This window comes from Thalassospira sp. SN3W (genome assembly GCF_038070535.1).
Lineage (GTDB): Bacteria > Pseudomonadota > Alphaproteobacteria > Rhodospirillales > Thalassospiraceae > Thalassospira > Thalassospira xiamenensis.
In genome coordinates, this window is sequence record NZ_CP121124.1 from 2,658,405 (window position 1) to 2,675,189 (window position 16,785).

17 protein-coding genes are annotated in these 16,785 nt (G+C 57.1%); 4 read left to right on the forward strand and 13 right to left on the reverse strand.

The features are described from left to right. The first annotated feature begins 44 nt into the window (after window positions 1-44). From P8T57_RS12000 to P8T57_RS12015, 4 genes are read left to right on the forward strand one after another with little or no spacing between them, the layout of a single operon-like run. Complete coding sequence (locus tag P8T57_RS12000) at window positions 45-617, forward strand: TRAP transporter small permease subunit (RefSeq protein WP_007088957.1); 573 nt, start codon at window positions 45-47, stop codon at window positions 615-617. A 44-nt stretch (window positions 618-661) separates the two neighbouring features. Continuing rightward, window positions 662-2,083, forward strand: coding sequence for a TRAP transporter large permease subunit (locus P8T57_RS12005; protein ID WP_007088956.1), 1,422 nt, complete (start codon window positions 662-664; stop codon window positions 2,081-2,083). Window positions 2,084-2,095: 12 nt separating this feature from the next. Further along, entirely contained in the window at window positions 2,096-3,457 is a 1,362-nt protein-coding gene (locus P8T57_RS12010; protein WP_341363230.1) for an amidase, read from the forward strand. After that, complete coding sequence (locus P8T57_RS12015) at window positions 3,454-3,639, forward strand: hypothetical protein (RefSeq protein ID WP_007088954.1); 186 nt, start codon at window positions 3,454-3,456, stop codon at window positions 3,637-3,639. Before P8T57_RS12010 ends, P8T57_RS12015 begins: the two co-directional genes overlap by 4 nt. 67 nt (window positions 3,640-3,706) lie before the next feature. On the opposite strand, the gene P8T57_RS12020 is transcribed toward P8T57_RS12015, so the two are convergent. From P8T57_RS12020 to P8T57_RS12080, 13 genes are all read right to left on the reverse strand, one after another. Next, the gene (locus tag P8T57_RS12020; RefSeq protein ID WP_341363231.1) at window positions 3,707-4,894 is read right to left on the reverse strand and encodes a sulfotransferase; all 1,188 of its coding nucleotides are present in this window, start codon (window positions 4,892-4,894) and stop codon (window positions 3,707-3,709) included. Next, window positions 4,891-5,634: a hypothetical protein gene (locus tag P8T57_RS12025; RefSeq protein ID WP_341363232.1), complete on the reverse strand. Its 744-nt coding sequence runs from the start codon at window positions 5,632-5,634 to the stop codon at window positions 4,891-4,893. The genes P8T57_RS12020 and P8T57_RS12025 overlap by 4 nt, the downstream gene beginning before the upstream one ends. Before the next feature lie 28 nt (window positions 5,635-5,662). Next, window positions 5,663-5,944 carry a hypothetical protein gene (locus P8T57_RS12030; protein ID WP_037988199.1) on the reverse strand — a complete coding sequence of 94 codons (282 nt, stop codon included), beginning with the start codon at window positions 5,942-5,944 and terminating at the stop codon, window positions 5,663-5,665. Beyond that, window positions 5,941-7,338 carry an arylsulfotransferase family protein gene (locus P8T57_RS12035; protein ID WP_341363233.1) on the reverse strand — a complete coding sequence of 466 codons (1,398 nt, stop codon included), beginning with the start codon at window positions 7,336-7,338 and terminating at the stop codon, window positions 5,941-5,943. The genes P8T57_RS12030 and P8T57_RS12035 overlap by 4 nt, the downstream gene beginning before the upstream one ends. A gap of 161 nt (window positions 7,339-7,499) precedes the next feature. Further along, window positions 7,500-8,951 carry a hypothetical protein gene (locus tag P8T57_RS12040; protein ID WP_341363234.1) on the reverse strand — a complete coding sequence of 484 codons (1,452 nt, stop codon included), beginning with the start codon at window positions 8,949-8,951 and terminating at the stop codon, window positions 7,500-7,502. 123 nt (window positions 8,952-9,074) lie between these two features. Then, window positions 9,075-9,566 carry an Lrp/AsnC family transcriptional regulator gene (locus P8T57_RS12045; protein ID WP_063093082.1) on the reverse strand — a complete coding sequence of 164 codons (492 nt, stop codon included), beginning with the start codon at window positions 9,564-9,566 and terminating at the stop codon, window positions 9,075-9,077. After that, on the reverse strand, window positions 9,563-10,567 hold the full coding sequence (gene doeB / locus P8T57_RS12050) for a N(2)-acetyl-L-2,4-diaminobutanoate deacetylase DoeB (protein WP_007088947.1): 1,005 nt from the start codon (window positions 10,565-10,567) through the stop codon (window positions 9,563-9,565). Before doeB ends, P8T57_RS12045 begins: the two co-directional genes overlap by 4 nt. Window positions 10,568-10,673: 106 nt before the next feature. After that, window positions 10,674-11,855: an ectoine hydrolase DoeA gene (doeA, locus tag P8T57_RS12055; protein ID WP_071239610.1), complete on the reverse strand. Its 1,182-nt coding sequence runs from the start codon at window positions 11,853-11,855 to the stop codon at window positions 10,674-10,676. 59 nt (window positions 11,856-11,914) lie between these two features. Then, the gene (gene eutC / locus P8T57_RS12060; RefSeq protein ID WP_341363235.1) at window positions 11,915-12,907 is read right to left on the reverse strand and encodes an ectoine utilization protein EutC; all 993 of its coding nucleotides are present in this window, start codon (window positions 12,905-12,907) and stop codon (window positions 11,915-11,917) included. A gap of 5 nt (window positions 12,908-12,912) precedes the next feature. Next, window positions 12,913-13,902, reverse strand: coding sequence for a hydroxyectoine utilization dehydratase EutB (gene eutB, locus P8T57_RS12065; protein WP_341363236.1), 990 nt, complete (start codon window positions 13,900-13,902; stop codon window positions 12,913-12,915). 10 nt (window positions 13,903-13,912) lie between these two features. Continuing rightward, window positions 13,913-14,695: an Asp/Glu racemase gene (locus tag P8T57_RS12070; protein WP_341363237.1), complete on the reverse strand. Its 783-nt coding sequence runs from the start codon at window positions 14,693-14,695 to the stop codon at window positions 13,913-13,915. 97 nt (window positions 14,696-14,792) lie between these two features. Continuing rightward, the gene (locus P8T57_RS12075; protein ID WP_063093078.1) at window positions 14,793-16,076 is read right to left on the reverse strand and encodes a TRAP transporter large permease; all 1,284 of its coding nucleotides are present in this window, start codon (window positions 16,074-16,076) and stop codon (window positions 14,793-14,795) included. 11 nt (window positions 16,077-16,087) lie between these two features. Next, on the reverse strand, window positions 16,088-16,672 hold the full coding sequence (locus P8T57_RS12080) for a TRAP transporter small permease (protein ID WP_223304984.1): 585 nt from the start codon (window positions 16,670-16,672) through the stop codon (window positions 16,088-16,090). Window positions 16,673-16,785: the final 113 nt, after the last annotated feature.

Genomic DNA, 16,785 nt, shown 5'->3' on the forward strand with positions numbered 1-16,785 from the left:
CCAGTGGTTTCCGGGGCGGTTGCGACGGTAACGGAAAAGACTTCATGATCAGTTTTATTGAATTCGCGGACAAGCTTTCGGCCTGGTTTGGCAAGGCTTTCGGGTGGCTCATCATCCTGATGACGTTGGGAATGAGTTACGAAGTGATGGCGCGTTATGTTTTCAACGCACCGACGACATGGTCACTTGATGTGTCCTTCATCATGTATGGTTCGTTATTCATGATGGGCGGGGCCTATACGCTTTCACGCGGCGGTCATGTGCGGGGTGATTTCCTTTATCGTCTCTGGAAGCCAAGGACACAGGCGAGTGTCGATCTTGTGCTTTACATCTTCTTTTTCTTTCCCGGTATCACCGCCCTGATCCTGTCGGGCTGGAAATATTCGTCACGGTCGTGGGGATACGGGGAAGTCAGCGTGAACAGCCCGGCGGGTGTTCCGATTTTCCAGTTCAAGTCGATCATGGTGGCCGCAGGCATTCTTCTGTTCATTCAGGGGATCGCACAGGTCATGCGCTGCATCATGTGTATCCGCGAAGGATACTGGCGGGGTGCTGATGACGATGTCCAAGAAACCGAAGAATTGCTGATGAAGCAGCATGTCGCAAAAGACAATTAACCAAATCGAATTCCGCGATAACCGGTCCGAACGGAGCTGCAAACGTGATTGACGCACATGTCGCCCTGATGATGCTTGGCATCTTCATTATGCTTGTTTTCCTTGGCTTTCCCGTTGCGTTTACGCTGATGGCGCTGGGGATCGGTTTTGGTTACTACGCCTATTTTGACGCAGGACGCATGTGGCGTGCCTTTAACCGTCTGGCCGAGGACAGCGATAGTCTGACATCGGCGATCACCTGGGTCGAAGGGGCGGTGAATAACCGGATATTCGATCTGTTCATCAACCAGACATATACGGTGATGTCCAACGAGGTCCTGACCGCGGTTCCGCTGTTCCTGTTCATGGGCTACATCGTTGAACGCGCCAATATCGTCAATCGGTTGTTTTCGACACTTAATATTGCGGCCAAAAATGTGCCCGGTTCGTTGGGGGTTGCGGCCCTTGTGACCTGCGCGCTGTTTGCCACCGCGACCGGGATTGTCGGTGCGGTGGTGACCCTGATGGGGATGCTGGCACTGCCCGCGATGCTGAAAGCGCGTTATGACAAAAGCTTTGCCACCGGCATCATCTGTGCTGGCGGGACGCTGGGTATTCTGATCCCGCCATCGATCATGCTGATTGTTTATGCCGCGGCGTCGGGGGTATCGATCGTGCGGCTTTATGCCGGTGCATTGTTGCCGGGACTGACACTTGTCGGGTTGTATCTGGTTTATGTCATGGGGCGTGCCCTGTTGCAGCCCAAAGCCGCGCCGCGTCCGACATCGGATGAAATTCCCGATGTTCCCCTGCTCAAGGTTCTCTGGTTGCTGGCGACATCGTTCTTCCCGCTGGCATTCCTTATTCTGGCGGTTCTGGGATCGATCCTGTTTGGTCTGGCAACCCCGACCGAGGCGGCATCCATCGGGGCGCTGGGCGGGATGGTTCTGGCGCTGGCGTATCGTGCGCTGACCTTTGACCGGTTGCGGGAATCTGTTTATCTGACGGTGCGGACATCGGCGATGGTGTGCTGGCTGTTTGTCGGGTCTTATACTTTCTCGTCGGTGTTCTCGTATCTGGGGGGCGAGCATGTCATTGCCGAATTCGTTGGCGGACTTGATCTGACGCCGCTTCAGTTTCTGCTGCTGGCGCAGTTGATCATCTTCCTGCTGGGCTGGCCGCTGGAATGGTCGGAGATCATCATCATCTTCGTGCCGATCTTCCTGCCGCTGCTGCCGCTGTTTGATATTGATCCGCTGTTCTTTGGCATTCTGGTTGCGCTGAACCTTCAGACATCCTTCCTGACGCCGCCAATGGCAATGTCGGCCTATTACCTCAAGGGGGTTTCGCCTCCGGGTGTTTTGCTGACGGATATTTTCAAGGGAATCATGCCATTCCTGTTCATGGTGATTGTCAGCATGGTGCTGATGTATACCTTCCCCCAGATCGTGTTCCATCTGCCTGATCTGTTCTATGGTGCACGATAGGAGGATGTGGTCATGACCCTTAATCCGTTGCTTAATCTTGATGTTGTTGAATTGCGCGACCGTCTGGCAAGTGGGGCGGTGCGCGCCGTGGAATATGCCGAAGCCTGCCTAGAGCGGATTGCGGCCCTTGAACCTGAAATTCAGGCATGGGCCTATCTGGATGGTGATTACGTGATGGCGCAGGCCCGTGCACTTGATGCGCGCCGCCAGTCTGGCATGCCCATCGGGCCGTTGCATGGGCTGCCGGTCGGGTTGAAGGATGTGATTGATACCGCCCGGATGCCGACCGAAAACGGTACCCCGCTTGATGCCGGGCGGGTGCCGACCGAGGATGCGGTGCTTGTCGAACGGCTGCGTGCGGCGGGTGCGATTATCATGGGGAAAACCGTTTCGACCGAAATGGCCTTCATGTGCCCGTCGAAAACCCGAAATCCGCACAACACATCCCATACACCGGGGGGATCATCGGCCGGATCGGCGGCGGCGGTGGCCGCGGCGATGGTGCCGCTTGCCGTGGGGACGCAAACCGGCGGGTCGGTGATCCGACCAGCATCCTTTTGCGGGGTGGTCGGGTTAAAGCCGACCTTTGGCGCGATTGCCCGCACGGGGGTTCTGACCCAGTCGCCGACACTTGATACCATTGGTGTTTTTGCCCGGTCGGTTGAAGGGGCGGCATTGATTGCCGAAATCCTGTTTGGTCATGATGCCCGTGACCCCGCGACCATGCCGCAGCCGGTGCCAAGGTTGCTTCAAACGGCCCGGACCGAGCCGCTGGTGACGCCGACACTGGCTTTTGTTCGTCCGCCGCAATTTGACACCGTGGCCGACGACGATACCGTGATGGCGTTTCGCGAATTGACCAGTGCGCTTGGCGAACAGTGTTTCGAAGCCCCGTTGCCCAAGGCATTTGATGATGCGGCGGATTTGCGCGCCAAGATCAATTTTGCCGAAATGGCGAAATGTTATTACAGCTATGAAAAGCGCGGGCGCGATCAATTGTCCCCGCAGATGACAGAGGCGCTTGATGCCGGGAACAGGGTAACGGCGCGGGATTATCTTGCGGCACTTGATTGGCGCGATCTTTACAATGTTGCGCTTGATGAAGTGTTCCAGCGTTGCGATGCGATCATTACCCCGGCAGCGCCGGGGCCAGCGCCCGGAAACCTTGATACGACGGGAAATGCCATTTTCAACGGTCTTTGGACGTTGTGCGGCACGCCTGCGATTACGGTGCCGTTGCTTTGGGCGGAAAACGGATTGCCGATGGGCGTGCAGCTTGTCGGGCGGCGCGGCGATGATGCGCGGTTGCTTCGAACGGCGCGCTGGCTTGTTGAATTTTTGTCGAATTCTGAAAATGAAGGAGCATCGTCATGACCACGTCACGTCTTGATCAGGCAATGGCGATCCTGGCCTTTATCGTGTTTGCCGGTTTTCTTGGCATTCTGTTTGGCTATGTCACGCGCTGGGACCTTGGCATTATGGTCGGGATCACGCTGGCGCTTTGTGGCTGGGATTTCTGGCATATGGGCACAGGGCGCAAAAGCGACCATCACTGATCGCTTTTGCCAGATATCGGATATCGGATATCGATTGATTCAGGACGCGCCGGGGATTTGAAAATCCCTAGGCGCGTTTTGTTTTTGCGACACCTGCACCGTCCTGCTGTGTGCCGTCATAGCCGAAACGGGCCGCGGCAATTGCGGTGACATCGCGGATCAGATCAATTTCATCATCGCTGAATTTCGGGCGGTAATAGGTCGGCGCGTGAATGGTCGGGGCGACTTCATTGATGATCGGTTCGGCGTCGGGCAGATCAACATGGTCAAACAGGCGGCGCAACTGATTTGCCGGGTCGGCGACGAAATCCTCGTACCGGACCACCAGTGTTGCATCTTTAAGGGCCTTGTTCACGGTCATGCGATCGGCAATGTAATGGTGCAGGTCGGTCCAGTAATGGGCCCAGCCGGCAACTTCTTCGCCGTCTTTCCAGTGTTTCATGATCTGTCGGGTGGCATGCAGATCGCCGGTATTGATCGGACGACGATCAAGGCCGAACTCGTAATGGCCGACACGCTGCATATGGGCAATCGCACGCGGGTTATCCTGTTCGCCCTTGCAGAACAGGTCGTGCTGCTTGGCAAGGGATGCGATATGCCATAACGGGTCACGCACCGGCAGAACGAACCGGGCATCGGGGAAGAGCGAGAGCAGATATTCCATCCGGGTGACCAGATAATTCGCCTTGGAGATATAACGTTTGCCACCGCGAATATGGATCAGTTTGCGGATGTGATCGCGATAGAATTTCTCGAACGCCGGGTTTCTGATCTGACCGTCAAGGACGTTGCTTTCATTGACGTCATGCAGGTGGCGGAAAAACGCCATCCAGATCATTTCCTCGAACGCTTCGGGGCTTTCGGGCGTGATGTTGATGCCGTCCGCATGGGTGCGTTCAACCGCGACTTCCTTGCCCTTGGGGGCAAGATCGACAAACTTGTTCCAAAGATAGGGCGTGAAAACCGGCGGATAGTCGCGGTAACGATGGGTTGCGGCATCCTGATGGCGGGCGAGCGTTTCCAGAAGGATCGTGCTGCCGGATCGGGCGAGCCCTGCGACAAAGACCGGCTTTTCTATTTGGACATCTTCAATCGCATCACTGGCAAGTTTCGTTTCGAAATTGCCAAGTCTGATCCATTGCATCGGATGGCGGGCAATCAGGCCGCTTAGCCAGTTATCCCAGCCCGATACATGGAAGGCTGCGCCATTAGACGCGGGTGTGGTTGATTTTTCGGATGTTGTTTGGCCCGTCATTCGATGCGAAATCCTTTTTTGATCGCCAGCGACCCCAATATGAGGGCAAGGAAGAAAGTCAGTTCCCAGCCACGCGCCCAGTCGGGGCCGGCGCTGATGATGTGTTGGGTTGGCAATTCGAAACGAAGCTGTGTTACCGGGCTGTCGTCGGGCAGATAGCCCGCCGGGTTGCCGATGATGAAATTCCACCACTGTTTTTGATGGATCACGGGAATGGCGGCGGCCGGTGCCACCAGATAGGTTTCGCCGTCATTGGCACCGGGCACCTGAACGACGGGGCAGGCACCGTCTTCCAATCCGGTCGGATTGATGCCGACCTGTTCGATGGTGGCATTTTCCGGCTGGGTGGTGATCGAAACCTGCTGTCCGGGGGGCGGGCAGCTATACCCATATTGCCCGTCCAGCCAGACAATCAGGGCAAGGGCCGGCAGGGATGCGACAACCGCCGGGCCGATGACAAAACCGACCAGTTTCAGCGATTGGGCCAACTGCGCCTTGGCCAGCTTCATGCCTTCGGCAAAGTCTTCGCCGTCGTCTTCGGCCATGGCCTGACGGGCTTCTTTCAGCCGTTCCTTGATCGCCTTGATGCGGGTTTGCGGTGACAGCCATTTATAGAGCAGCATCGATATCACGGCACAGATCAACGCCCAGATCAGGACACGGCCAAACGGCCCAAGGGCATCTGCCATCAGGGTATCAAGCGCACCAAAGGCGGGGGCGGGCCAATCGAGTATTCCCATGCTTTATTCTTTCCGTCGCTGTTCCCGATCAGGCTTTGGGCTGATGGGATGCACTGGAAGATGCCGAATGCGAGGCGGTATTGGATGTGCCCTGCTGCGCACGTTTGCGGTTGCGCATCATCTTGCGGATCGGCCACAGCAGGACAAAGCCAACCGCGACAAACACGGCGGCCAGAACCGCCCACAAAGCGGACAGCAAGCTAAGCCCGGCACCCGGTCCGACATAGGCCTGTGCGGGCAGGGCGGTCAGAAGGGTGGTAGCCGCAATCGTCACGGTTCCGATGGAAAGCAGTTTCATGTTCTGTTTCATTGGGTGTCTCCATTCGTGGAGGTCGGGGTGAAGTCGGTATCGCGATAAAGGGCCGCGCGTTCGTCGCTGATGCGCTCGGCCTGCGACACAACGGGGATCAGTTTCTTGCCCGGATTATCGGGATCATCACGGCGGATCGGATTGTGGAATTCCCAGACGATCTCGCCTTCCGGGGTGACTTCGAGCAGTCGTCCGCCGCTTGATTCGGTAATCAGTGTATTGCCATTGGCAAGGCGTTGCTGATCAGCGCGTATGTTGCTGTCGAATTTCTGTTCGGCTGTGCCCTTGTATTCCCAGGTGATGCCGTTGGTTTCCGGATCGATTTGCAGGATGCGCGATTGTCCGGCTTGCGGATCGGCAAGCTGGCCCTGATTGTCAAACAGCAGGATATCGCCATTTGGCAGGACATCCGGGTCATGCTGGCCAAGCCATGGGCCGCGTGTTGCCCAAACGACTTTTTCGGCATCCATATCAAGCACGGCAATGATGCCAAGATCACGGAAGGACAGAACCACATCTCCCGCCTTGCCCTTGGCAAAGTTTTGCGCGGTTTCCTCGCTAATCAGTTGGATGGTGTTGGTGTGCAGCACGTCCTCGTTCGAGAAATAGGGCGCGAAATCGACCATGTTGGCGTAGCTTGAATTGATCAGCGCATCGAGGATCGAGACACGTTTGATTTCCTTGCCTTCGGGGGACAGGATCACCGCGAAATCATCAAGCCGCGGCGGGGTCAGCTGTTTGCGGTTGGGATATGTGTTAAAGCGGAATTCCTGTGTCAGGGCATAAACCCGGCCATCGGGCGCAATCGAAAAATCGTGATGCGCGGTCCCCAGATATTTCCAGACCGGTTTGGAGTTGCGGTCGATCTTGGCCATGCCATAGCCATAGGGCGTATCGCCCGCCGCGGTATATTGCACGATCAGGTCGCCATCCGGTGCCATTTTGGCGGTGTGCCAATGCATGAAATCGTCTTTTTGCGGGTTGGGGATCGGCGATGTTTCATCGTGGATTTCGCTAAACGGCATGCGCCATTCATGGACGATGTTGCCATCCATATCGATCAGAACGGCATGCGGCCCGTCACCCGACGAATACAGGGTCAGACCTTTCTGGGTCTTGTCCGTTTTATTGATCGTGACACCGGTTTCTTCGGTGCGGGCCGGGGACCAGAAATCAAGCCGTTCGACGCTGCTATATTTGGTGCGCTGTTCCCATAATGCCGTGCCCGCGCGCCAGGCATTTTTCATCGACTGGTAGGGCGGGACTTCGGCCAGTATGACAAACGCACCGATGCCAAAGCTGATCGCGGCGATGCCGGTCATGAAAGCAGCAAAAAAGATTTTATCGCCGCGGTTGTTTTCCGCAGACTCACTGGTTTTTTCAGGTGCAGACACGCAACAATCTCCTTGTCATCTGACAAAAATGTTACGTGTGCCTGTGGGCAAATTTGCGGCCAATATCAAGGGGATTGGGGCGGTTTGGCCGCTTTTCGCCTTTGTTTCGCCCAAGAGTTTAATTGCAGGTAGGGATGTTTTCGGGCGGTTTGTTCGTTTGATTACTGCCGGTATTCGACCCCGTCCATGACCAGAAGATTACCGTCAAAACGGCATGGTACGGTGCCTGATGGCACACTCATGCGTTGCAGGACCTGCCCGGTTGCCGCATCGCTATAGGTGCCGTTGCCATAGGTGACCGAAATGCTGTCGGGCGTGGTGACATAGGTGAAACCGATCTCGAACCGGTATTTCTGGGCACTGCCATAGGTGTACGTGATGAAATTACCACTCCCCTGTCCGGGGGAGTCGAGTTGAAGGGTGGAATTGCCGGTATTGTCGCGGAATGTGCCGCTGGCATTGCGGCAGCCGCCTTGGGCTGCGACCTGCTGTTGGGTGGCTTCGGTTGCGGCTTTTTGTGCGGCGGCTTCGGCGGCTTTTGCGGCAAGTTGACGATCACGTTCGATCAGGGCGGCCAGTTCGTCCGGCCCCGAAAGCTTTTTGCCGCCATAATAATAGCATTCACCGGCCGCGACGGTTTCCCCGCCGCAGACGAATTCGCCGGTCTGGCTTGGGAATGCCGATCCTTCGGGCAGTTCCATCCAGCCGCCTTCCCACCAGGTCAGGCGCCCCTGACCAGAAGGCTTGCGTTCGCGCACCGGTCCCTGCCAGACATTGCCGTCCGCCATGCGCAATTCACCTTCAAGCGGGTCAAACAGGCGATAGGTACCGGTAAAGCTTGTGCCATCGGGCCATTTGGTCGTGCTGCCCGGTTCGATCTGGCGGCTGTCGCTTAGATATTCGCCGTCCACCACGCGGCCATCGGCATATTCGATGTCGCCAGTGATTTTTTCGCCGGTAATGTCGGCATTGTCGATTTCGGCAAAGGGCTGCCCGTTGCGGGTGATTTCGACCGTGCCGGTGCCGACCGGATTGCCGTTATTTTGCGGGCCGGTATATTCCGCCTGGTATCCGTTATCGGTAAAAAGGGTTTCCGGGCCATAGGTGATGCTGATCGGTATGCGCCATATCGTGGTGTCGATATTCGGATCAATCCGGGCAGGGTCGGGTTCGCGGCTGATTTTGACGTCTTCGGAAAACAGACCGTAATCGGCATAAACCACCGTCACTTCGCCGGGGAGCACATCGACCCAGCTTTCCGATTTCAGTTCACCCAGTCGATAGACCCTGACCTGATAGCTGTCGGGCCACAGGGTGTATTCCTTCATCTGTCCGGCGGAAAGCTGTTCGGTGGTGAAGGGCTTGAACCCCTTGTTGCGCGCCGCCTTTACGATCTGCATCTGCCAGCCGTAATAGGCCCCGTTGCCCGACGGGTTAATCCGAAAGGCGATGCTGCCGGGATCGGAAACATTGGCCGGGGCAAGGGGTGTTTGCGACGGGACGGGCGAGGGTGCCGGGGCGGATGGGGATGGGGTGACCGTCTGGCAGGCGGCAAGGCCGATAGCCAAAATGCCGACGGTCATGGTCCTGATCATCGTAACGCCCGGTTTCATCACCCATCCCCCATAGGCCATCTGATAAAACCGATTTCGCCACAAGTTTGGCAGGTTGGGAAGCGTTTAAATTCAGGGGATAGGGTGTTTCGCCCGTCAATGTTGGGTATTGGGTGTTAGGTGTTATTTTCGTCCCCCGGAATCGAGAAGGGCGTCAATCGGCGGGACCGGTGTTACCTTGACCTTTTTGGTGACGATATAGGTGAAATAGCGGTCAATGCCGATCCCCGCGATCAGAAGCCCGTCGATCAGACGCTGATAGGCATCGACATCACGACACAGCACCTTGAGCATGTAATCCACCCCGCCGCCAAGGGCGTAGCATTCGACGATTTCCGGGATATCCTGAACCGCCTTTTCGAAAATCGCGAAATCCTCGTGCTGGTGATGGCGCAATGTCACCTCGGTCATCACAAGGGTCGGCTTGACCAGCATTTCCAGATTGATATGCGCGTGATAGCCCGAAATCACGCCAAGGTCTTCAAGGCGTTTGAGCCGTTCCCAGCACGGGCTTGGCGAGAGGTTCACCGCCTCGGCCAGTTTGACCTTGGTGATGCGCCCCTCGCGTTGCAGCGTGAGCAGGATTTTCAGATCCTGATCATCCAGCCTGATCATTTCCCGACCACCTCGGCAATGACGGCAAGACAATCGCCGGTCTTGATCAGGCCGGGGAAATGGCGACAGGCGACAATACCGTCGCGCGGTGCCTTGTATTCGGTTGGCACCCCGCCGGTCCGGTTGGCATCGTAAACACGCGCAATCAGATCACCGCGCAGCACCGTTTCACCCAGATCGACGCAGGGTTCGAACAGGCCGCCTGAAACCGACGCGACAAAGCAATTGCCGTCCGGCATATCAAGCATGACGCTGCCCTCGTCGGGGACGTCCGGTTCACCGGTCAGAATACCGGCATGGATCAGAAGGTTGCGCACCCCGCGATCCGCAATCGCCACCCGTTCGGCCGTGGTCGAGCCGCCGCCGCCCAGTTCGGTGGTGACGAATGTTTTGCCGGCTTCTTCGACCACGGTGTCAAACATGCCGACCGAATCAAGTTCGAGCATCATCATCGAATAGGGGGCAGCAAAGGCCTTCATCGCGCTTATGCAGCGGGCTTCCTGTTCCTTGTCTTCAAGGACGTGGACGGCGGCAAACGGAATGAAGTCCAGCGTCTTGCCGCCGGAATGCAGATCAAGGACGATGTCGGCTTCGGGCACCAGATGGCGCAGAACGTAATCGGCGATTTTCTGTGTCACCGTGCCGTCGGCCTTGCCGGGGAAGCTGCGGTTAAGGTTGCCCTTGTCAATCGGGGATGTCCGCGATGCATTGAGGAATGCCGGGAAGTTCATGGCGGGCAGGATGATGACGCGCCCGCGGATTTCGGCGGGCGAGAGCTTCCCCGCCAGTTTGAACAGCGATACCAGTCCTTCGTATTCGTCGCCGTGATTGCCGCCGGTCAGAAGGGCGGTTGGTCCATCGCCGTTGCGAATGACCGTAATCGGGATCATCACGGCCCCCCACGCGGAATCGTCACGCGAATAGGGCAGCTTTAAAAAGCCGTGATGAACGCCATCCTGATCGAACGGGATGGTTGGCGTAATCGGGGATTTCTTTGTCATGGCCGTTTCCTTGCATAATGCAGGATACCGCGACCGTCGGTATCCTGCGTGGCAGTCTTGCACCGGCATTTTATCTGCGGTGCGATTTTGATCGGCGGTATTCGCGTCAGTTTTTGACGAATAACTGCCTTGGATAACTGGTCAGTGTCTTGCTGCCGGTTTCCGTGATCATCATGCTTTCGGTGATCTCGATCCCCCAGTCATCAAACCAGAGACCGGGCATGAAATGGAATGTCATGCCGGGTTCAAGAACCGTGCGATCACCGGGGCGCAGGCTCATGGTGCGTTCGCCCCAGTCGGGCGGATAGGAAAGCCCGATGGGGTATCCGCAGCGGCTGTCTTTGTGGATGCCGTATTTTTGCAGCACGCCAAAGAAGGCAATGGCGATATCTTCGCAGACATTGCCGGGTTTGGCGGCTTCGAGCCCGGCCTGAAGGCCTTCGATCAGGGCACTTTCGGCATCAAGGAAACGCTGTTCGGGCTGCCCCAGATAGACCGTGCGCGACAGCGGCGCGTGATAGCGTTTATAGCAACCGGCAATCTCGAAAAACGTCCCTGCATCGCCCGGTATCGGTTTGTCATCCCAGGTCAGATGCGGCGCACCGGCATCGGCACCCGACGGCAGCAGCGGCACAATCGCCGGGTAATCGCCGCCGATCCCGTCAATGCCGACAATCCCCGAACGATAGATTTCGGCCACCAGTTCGTTTTTCTTCATGCCCGGTTCAACGACTTCGAAAATGCGTTCATGCATGTTTTCGACGATGCGGGCCGCCTGACGCATATAGAAAATCTCGGTCTCGGACTTTACGGCACGCTGCCAGTTCACCAGTGCCGTGGCATCATGGAACTTTGCATTGGGCAGATGGGCCTGCAATTGGGCGTAACATCTGGCGGAGAAATAGTAGTTATCCATTTCAACACCGATATTGCGCGTGCCCCAGCCGCGATGTTCGATCACCTCGGACAGGTAATCCATAGGGTGATGGGTGGTCGATTGCACATAGTAATCGGCATAGGGGATGATGCGATCATGGGTCATATAGACCGTGCGCTTTGCCCCGTTTGCATCCTGTGATCGCCCGAACCAGATCGGGTCGTCCTCTATCGGGACAAGCACGCATTGGTGAACATAAAACGACCAGCCGTCATAGCCGGTCAGCCAGGCCATGTTTGATGGGTCGGTCACGATCAGAAGATCGAGCCCCTTTTCCACCATGGCTTTTTTTGTTTTTTCCAGACGCTCGGCATATTCCTCGCGCGTGAAATTCAATTCAACCTGGCTCATTGCAGGCCTCCAAAAAAAGGCGGGGTTTCAGTTTTTCCTGACCCTGTTTCCCTTTGTTATTACGACGTGATCTCGGTCCCGGCCTTGGCTGCATCGCAGCGCGCCCGGGCGAGGGTGGCGATTGCGGTGTCCTGGACACCCGTACCGGTCAGATCGGCAACCGTGATCGCATCGTCGGAAGCACGTCCCGACGCCGATCCGGCAATAATCTGCCCCAGTTCTGGAAATGTGTGGTCGGCCCTGATGATCCGGGCATCAATGGCATGATGCAATTCACCCAGAATCCGGCATTGCGAAAGGCTGTCGCACACATAAAGGTCTGCCCGGCCGATCAATGCCGGGTCGATTTCGTTTTTATGTTCCGCATCCGACCCCATGGCGGTGATATGGGTGCCGGGTTTGACCCAGTCCGATAAAAGGACGGGTTCACGTGCGGGGGTGGTGGTGACGATGATATCAGCATCCTGTGCCGCGGCCCGGCCATCGGGCGTTGCGGTTACGGAAAGGCCAAGTTCGCTGGCGCAGGCGGCGGCACAGATTTCGGCCTTGGCCATATCGCGTGCCCAGATGGCGGCCGATGTGATGCCGCGTATCAGTTTAAGCGCCTTTAGCTGCAATTTCGCCTGCACACCGGCCCCGAAGATCGCGGCATGTTTGGCATCCTTGCGCGCCAGATGTTTGGCGGCAACGCCCCCGGCGGCGGCGGTGCGGATATCGGTCAGATAACCGTTATCGAGCATCACGGCTTCGAGCAGGCCGGTTTTGGCCGAAAACAGGTTCATCAACCCGTTGACCGACGGCAGGCCAAGCTTGGGATTGTCAAAGAAGCCGGGGCTGATTTTGATGGCGAAACTGTCGAGCCCCGGCACATAGGCGGTTTTGACATCGACCTCGCCATTGTGATCGTCGATATCAAGCCGAAGGATCGGCGGCATGCGGACATCCTTGGTCGCCAGTGCCAGAAAGGCATTTTCGATACAGGCAATCGCATCGGTATCAAGGGTGATAACGTTGCGAAGGTCGGTTTCGGTCAGAATTCTGATGTTGGGCATATCGGTTACTCCGCCATCAGGTCGACGTCTTCGCCGCCGACAATACGTTTATGCAAATCCATGTCGATATTGCAGCCGGTGGACAGAACCACCGTGGTGCCGGGATTGTCGATCAATCCGGCGCGAAGGGCCGCGATGCCAACGGCAGCCGCCCCTTCGATGACCTGCTGGTCATCGTGATAGGCGGCGCGGATGCCGTCCGCGATCTGGGTTTCATTCACCAGAACAAAGTCATCGGTCAGATCGGCACACATATCGAAGGTGTATTGGTTGTTTTGCCCGATGCCGCCGCCCAGACTGTCGGCCAGTGTCGGCAGTTCCTTAACCGCGGTCGGTTTGCCTTCCTGAAGGCTTGTGATCATCGCACAGCCGCGTTCCATCGAAATGCCGACAACCCGGATCGCCGGATTGATCGACTTTGCGGCAAGGGCCACACCGGCCAGAAGCCCGCCACCGGACAGGGGCACCAGAAGAGTGTCGGTTTCGGGAAGCTGTTCAAGGATTTCAAGGCCAAGGGTTCCCTGCCCGGCGATGATGTCGGCATGGTCGAAGGGGGGCAGCATGGTCATGCCGTTTTCCGCAACCAGACGATCCACTTCCTTTTGGGCTTCGTCCTGTGACGTGCCGGAAATGCATATTTCGGCCCCTTGGGCGCGAATGCCTTCGACCTTGTTTTTCGGGACCAGTTCGGACATGCAGATCACGGCGCGAACCCCGGCATTGAGTGCCGCATTGGCAAGGGCGCGGCCATAATTGCCGGTCGATACCCCGACAACGCCCTTTTCCTTTTGTTCGGGCGACAGTTTCAGAACGGCATTCGCCGCCCCGCGCAGCTTGAAGCTGCCGGTATATTGCTGGTGTTCGCATTTCAGCCACACGGGCGATCCGATCCGCTCAGACAGGCTGGCAGACGGACGCAGTGGTGTATGGATCACGTGTCCCGCGATGGTCTTGCGGGCAGAAAGCACATCACCAAGTGTGATGGGTTCTTTCATGGCGACCTCGTTACGATTTGTGTGGGGCGTGGTTAAACAGGGTTCCGAACCCTGTGACCGGTTTGTCGTATTTCATCAGATTCAGCGCGTGCCAGATCATGGCCTGATTGCTGGTAATTACCGGCTTGCCCAAAAGCTTTTCCGCACGTTCGGCAATCTCGGCGGAGCGGATGGCCGTGCAGGAAATGAACACGGCATCGGCATCCGGGCTGTTGGCCTGTAATGCCGCAGCCAACAGAGCATCGGGCGGGATTGCCGTCATATCAATATCGTTTTCAAGCCCGAAACCCAACAGCCGGGTCACATCGAAACCGCGCACGATCAGCTGTTCGGCAACGGAACGGGTGACATCAAGAACATAGGGGGCGACCACGGCGATTTTTTGCGCACCGATTGTTCGCAATGCGACATCGGCCGCCAGCAACGGATTGGTCACCGCCGTACCGGGCATGCCCATATTGATCAGGGCTTCGATCCGGTCCGATCCATTCACCGCCGTCCCCGATGTGCAGCCGAAAATGGCGACATCGACACCATATCCCGGCAACAGGGTGCGGGCGGCACGTGGCAGATCGTCGGCCATGCTGCGCAGGGTGTCGACCGTGATGGGATTGGCATTTTCAATGCGGGTGGTGAACAGGCCAACATCATGGGGAATGATGCGGCGCAGGTCATCCTCGCCGTTGAAATCGGTGGCGAGCGTGATCAATCCGATCCGCCCGGCCGGGGCAACCGGATCGGGCAAATAGGACAGGTCTACCGGCTCTGGCGTGACCGCGGGGGCAACGGACATCGTCCTGAACTCCTTAATGGGGCGGGGCAATGAATGCCCGCACCCCGGTTTGATATTGTGGTTCGTCTTTTCCGGGACGATCCCGGAGCCCTGCCGATTAACGGAATGCCATGGTCGGCAGGAACAATGCGATCTGCGGAACAAGGACCAGAATCACGGCTGCCAGCAGAAGCATGAAGATAAAGGGCGGCGTGCCCCGGATGACCTCGTAATAAGGTCGCCTGAAGATCGCGATGGCGGTGAAAATATCGCACCCGAACGGGGGCGTTGCCGACCCGATGGCGACCTGAAGCGTCACCAGCGTGCCAACCAGAACCGGGTCAAGTCCGGCATCACGCACCAGCGGCATGAAGATCGGTGTCAGAACCAGAATGACAACAATCGGATCAACAAACATGCAACCGATAAAGAACGCGATGCAGATTGCCGCCAGGATCAGATAGCTGTTTGCACCTTCAAGGCCCAATGCACCGATCACGTGCTGCGGGATCTGGGCAAAGGAAATCACGAACGAGAATGTTGTCCCCGCGCCGACAAGGATGAAGACCACAGCGGTAATCAGGCCGGTCGAACGGGCAATTTCCAGAAGTTCGGACCATTTCACCGACTTGAAGATCATGACTTCAAGAATGATGGCATAGACCACGGAAACGGCTGCGACTTCGGTCGGGCTGACCCAGCCGAGATAAATGCCACCAACAATCAGAACCGGGAACATGATGGCCGGACCGGCATTGATGACGGCCTTGCCACGTTCGGCCCAGCCCATGCGCGGGATGGTCGGGATGTTGTTCTTTTTCGCGTAGTAAATGCAATAAGCCGAAAACATCAGCAGGATCAGGATGCCTGGGCCGATACCAGCCAGGAACAATTCACCGATGGATACCTTGCCCACCACGCCAAACACGATCATGCCGATGGAAGGCGGGATCAGAAACGCGATGTCGCTGGCATTGATGATCAGGGCCATGGCAAAGCTGTCTTTGTAACCGGCTTTCAGCATTTTGGGACGCAGCGGGCCGCCCATCGCGACCACGGTGGCCTGTGTCGAACCCGACACGGCCCCAAACATCGTGCAGCCAAGGGCGGTGGTGACCGCAAGGCCGCCGCGGACATGGCCCACAAAGGTCATGGCAAGGTCGATAAGCCGGTTGGCCGTATGCCCCTTTGTCACGATATCGGCGGCAAAGATGAACATCGGCACGGCAATCAGTGCCACCGGCGAGATCCCCGTCACCATTTGCTGGATCAGAATTTTGGGATCAATCGGCATGTAGAAGGTGAAAGCGACGACGCTGGCCATGGTCAGCGGCACCATCATCGGGAAGCCCAGCACCAGAAGGACGAGCATCACAATCAGAATTGTGGTTCCAAGATCCATTTTCCGTCCCCTTACAGATGATGATCGTCAGCGTCGGAAAACGTATCTTCCACCCGGTAGGACAGATGCGTCCCCGGTCTGAAGATATTCGTTGCCGCGGCAAGTACGAACTGGATTCCCGTGACCGTCAGGCCAAAGGGTACGATGAGGACGGTGAAATAATAGGGGATGCGAAGGGCCGGTGTCAGGCGGTTCGACTGGATCAGGGATGAAACATAGCCGACGGAGTACCATGCCAGAAGAAACAGAAGGGCGGCTGTACCCAGCGTGATGATGATCATCATGATCTTGCTGGCCTGCGGGCCCAGCATATCGGTAAAGGCCGACATGCGAATGTGGCGACCCATGCGGGCGGCCTCGCTGATGCCGACAAACGTGACAAGAATGATCAGAAATTGATTGAGCTCTTCGGAAAAGAAGATGCTCGAACTGAAACCCAGCCGCATGATCACATTGGCGACCGTATTGACGGCCATGATCACGATGCTCCACCCCAGCAACTGACGCTCGACAACGGATAAACCGTCATCAAGCCGTTTCAGCACCGACAGCACCCCGCCTTGTGGCGAGGGAGCCTCCCCGTTAGAATCTGACATACGACCTCCATGATGCGCGTGCGAGACATTCTTGCTGAACGTTGTGTGTGGTTATTGGTTCCCTCCCACACGTTTCCTGTTCGCTTCGCGCCAGACCGTCAGAATAAAAACGG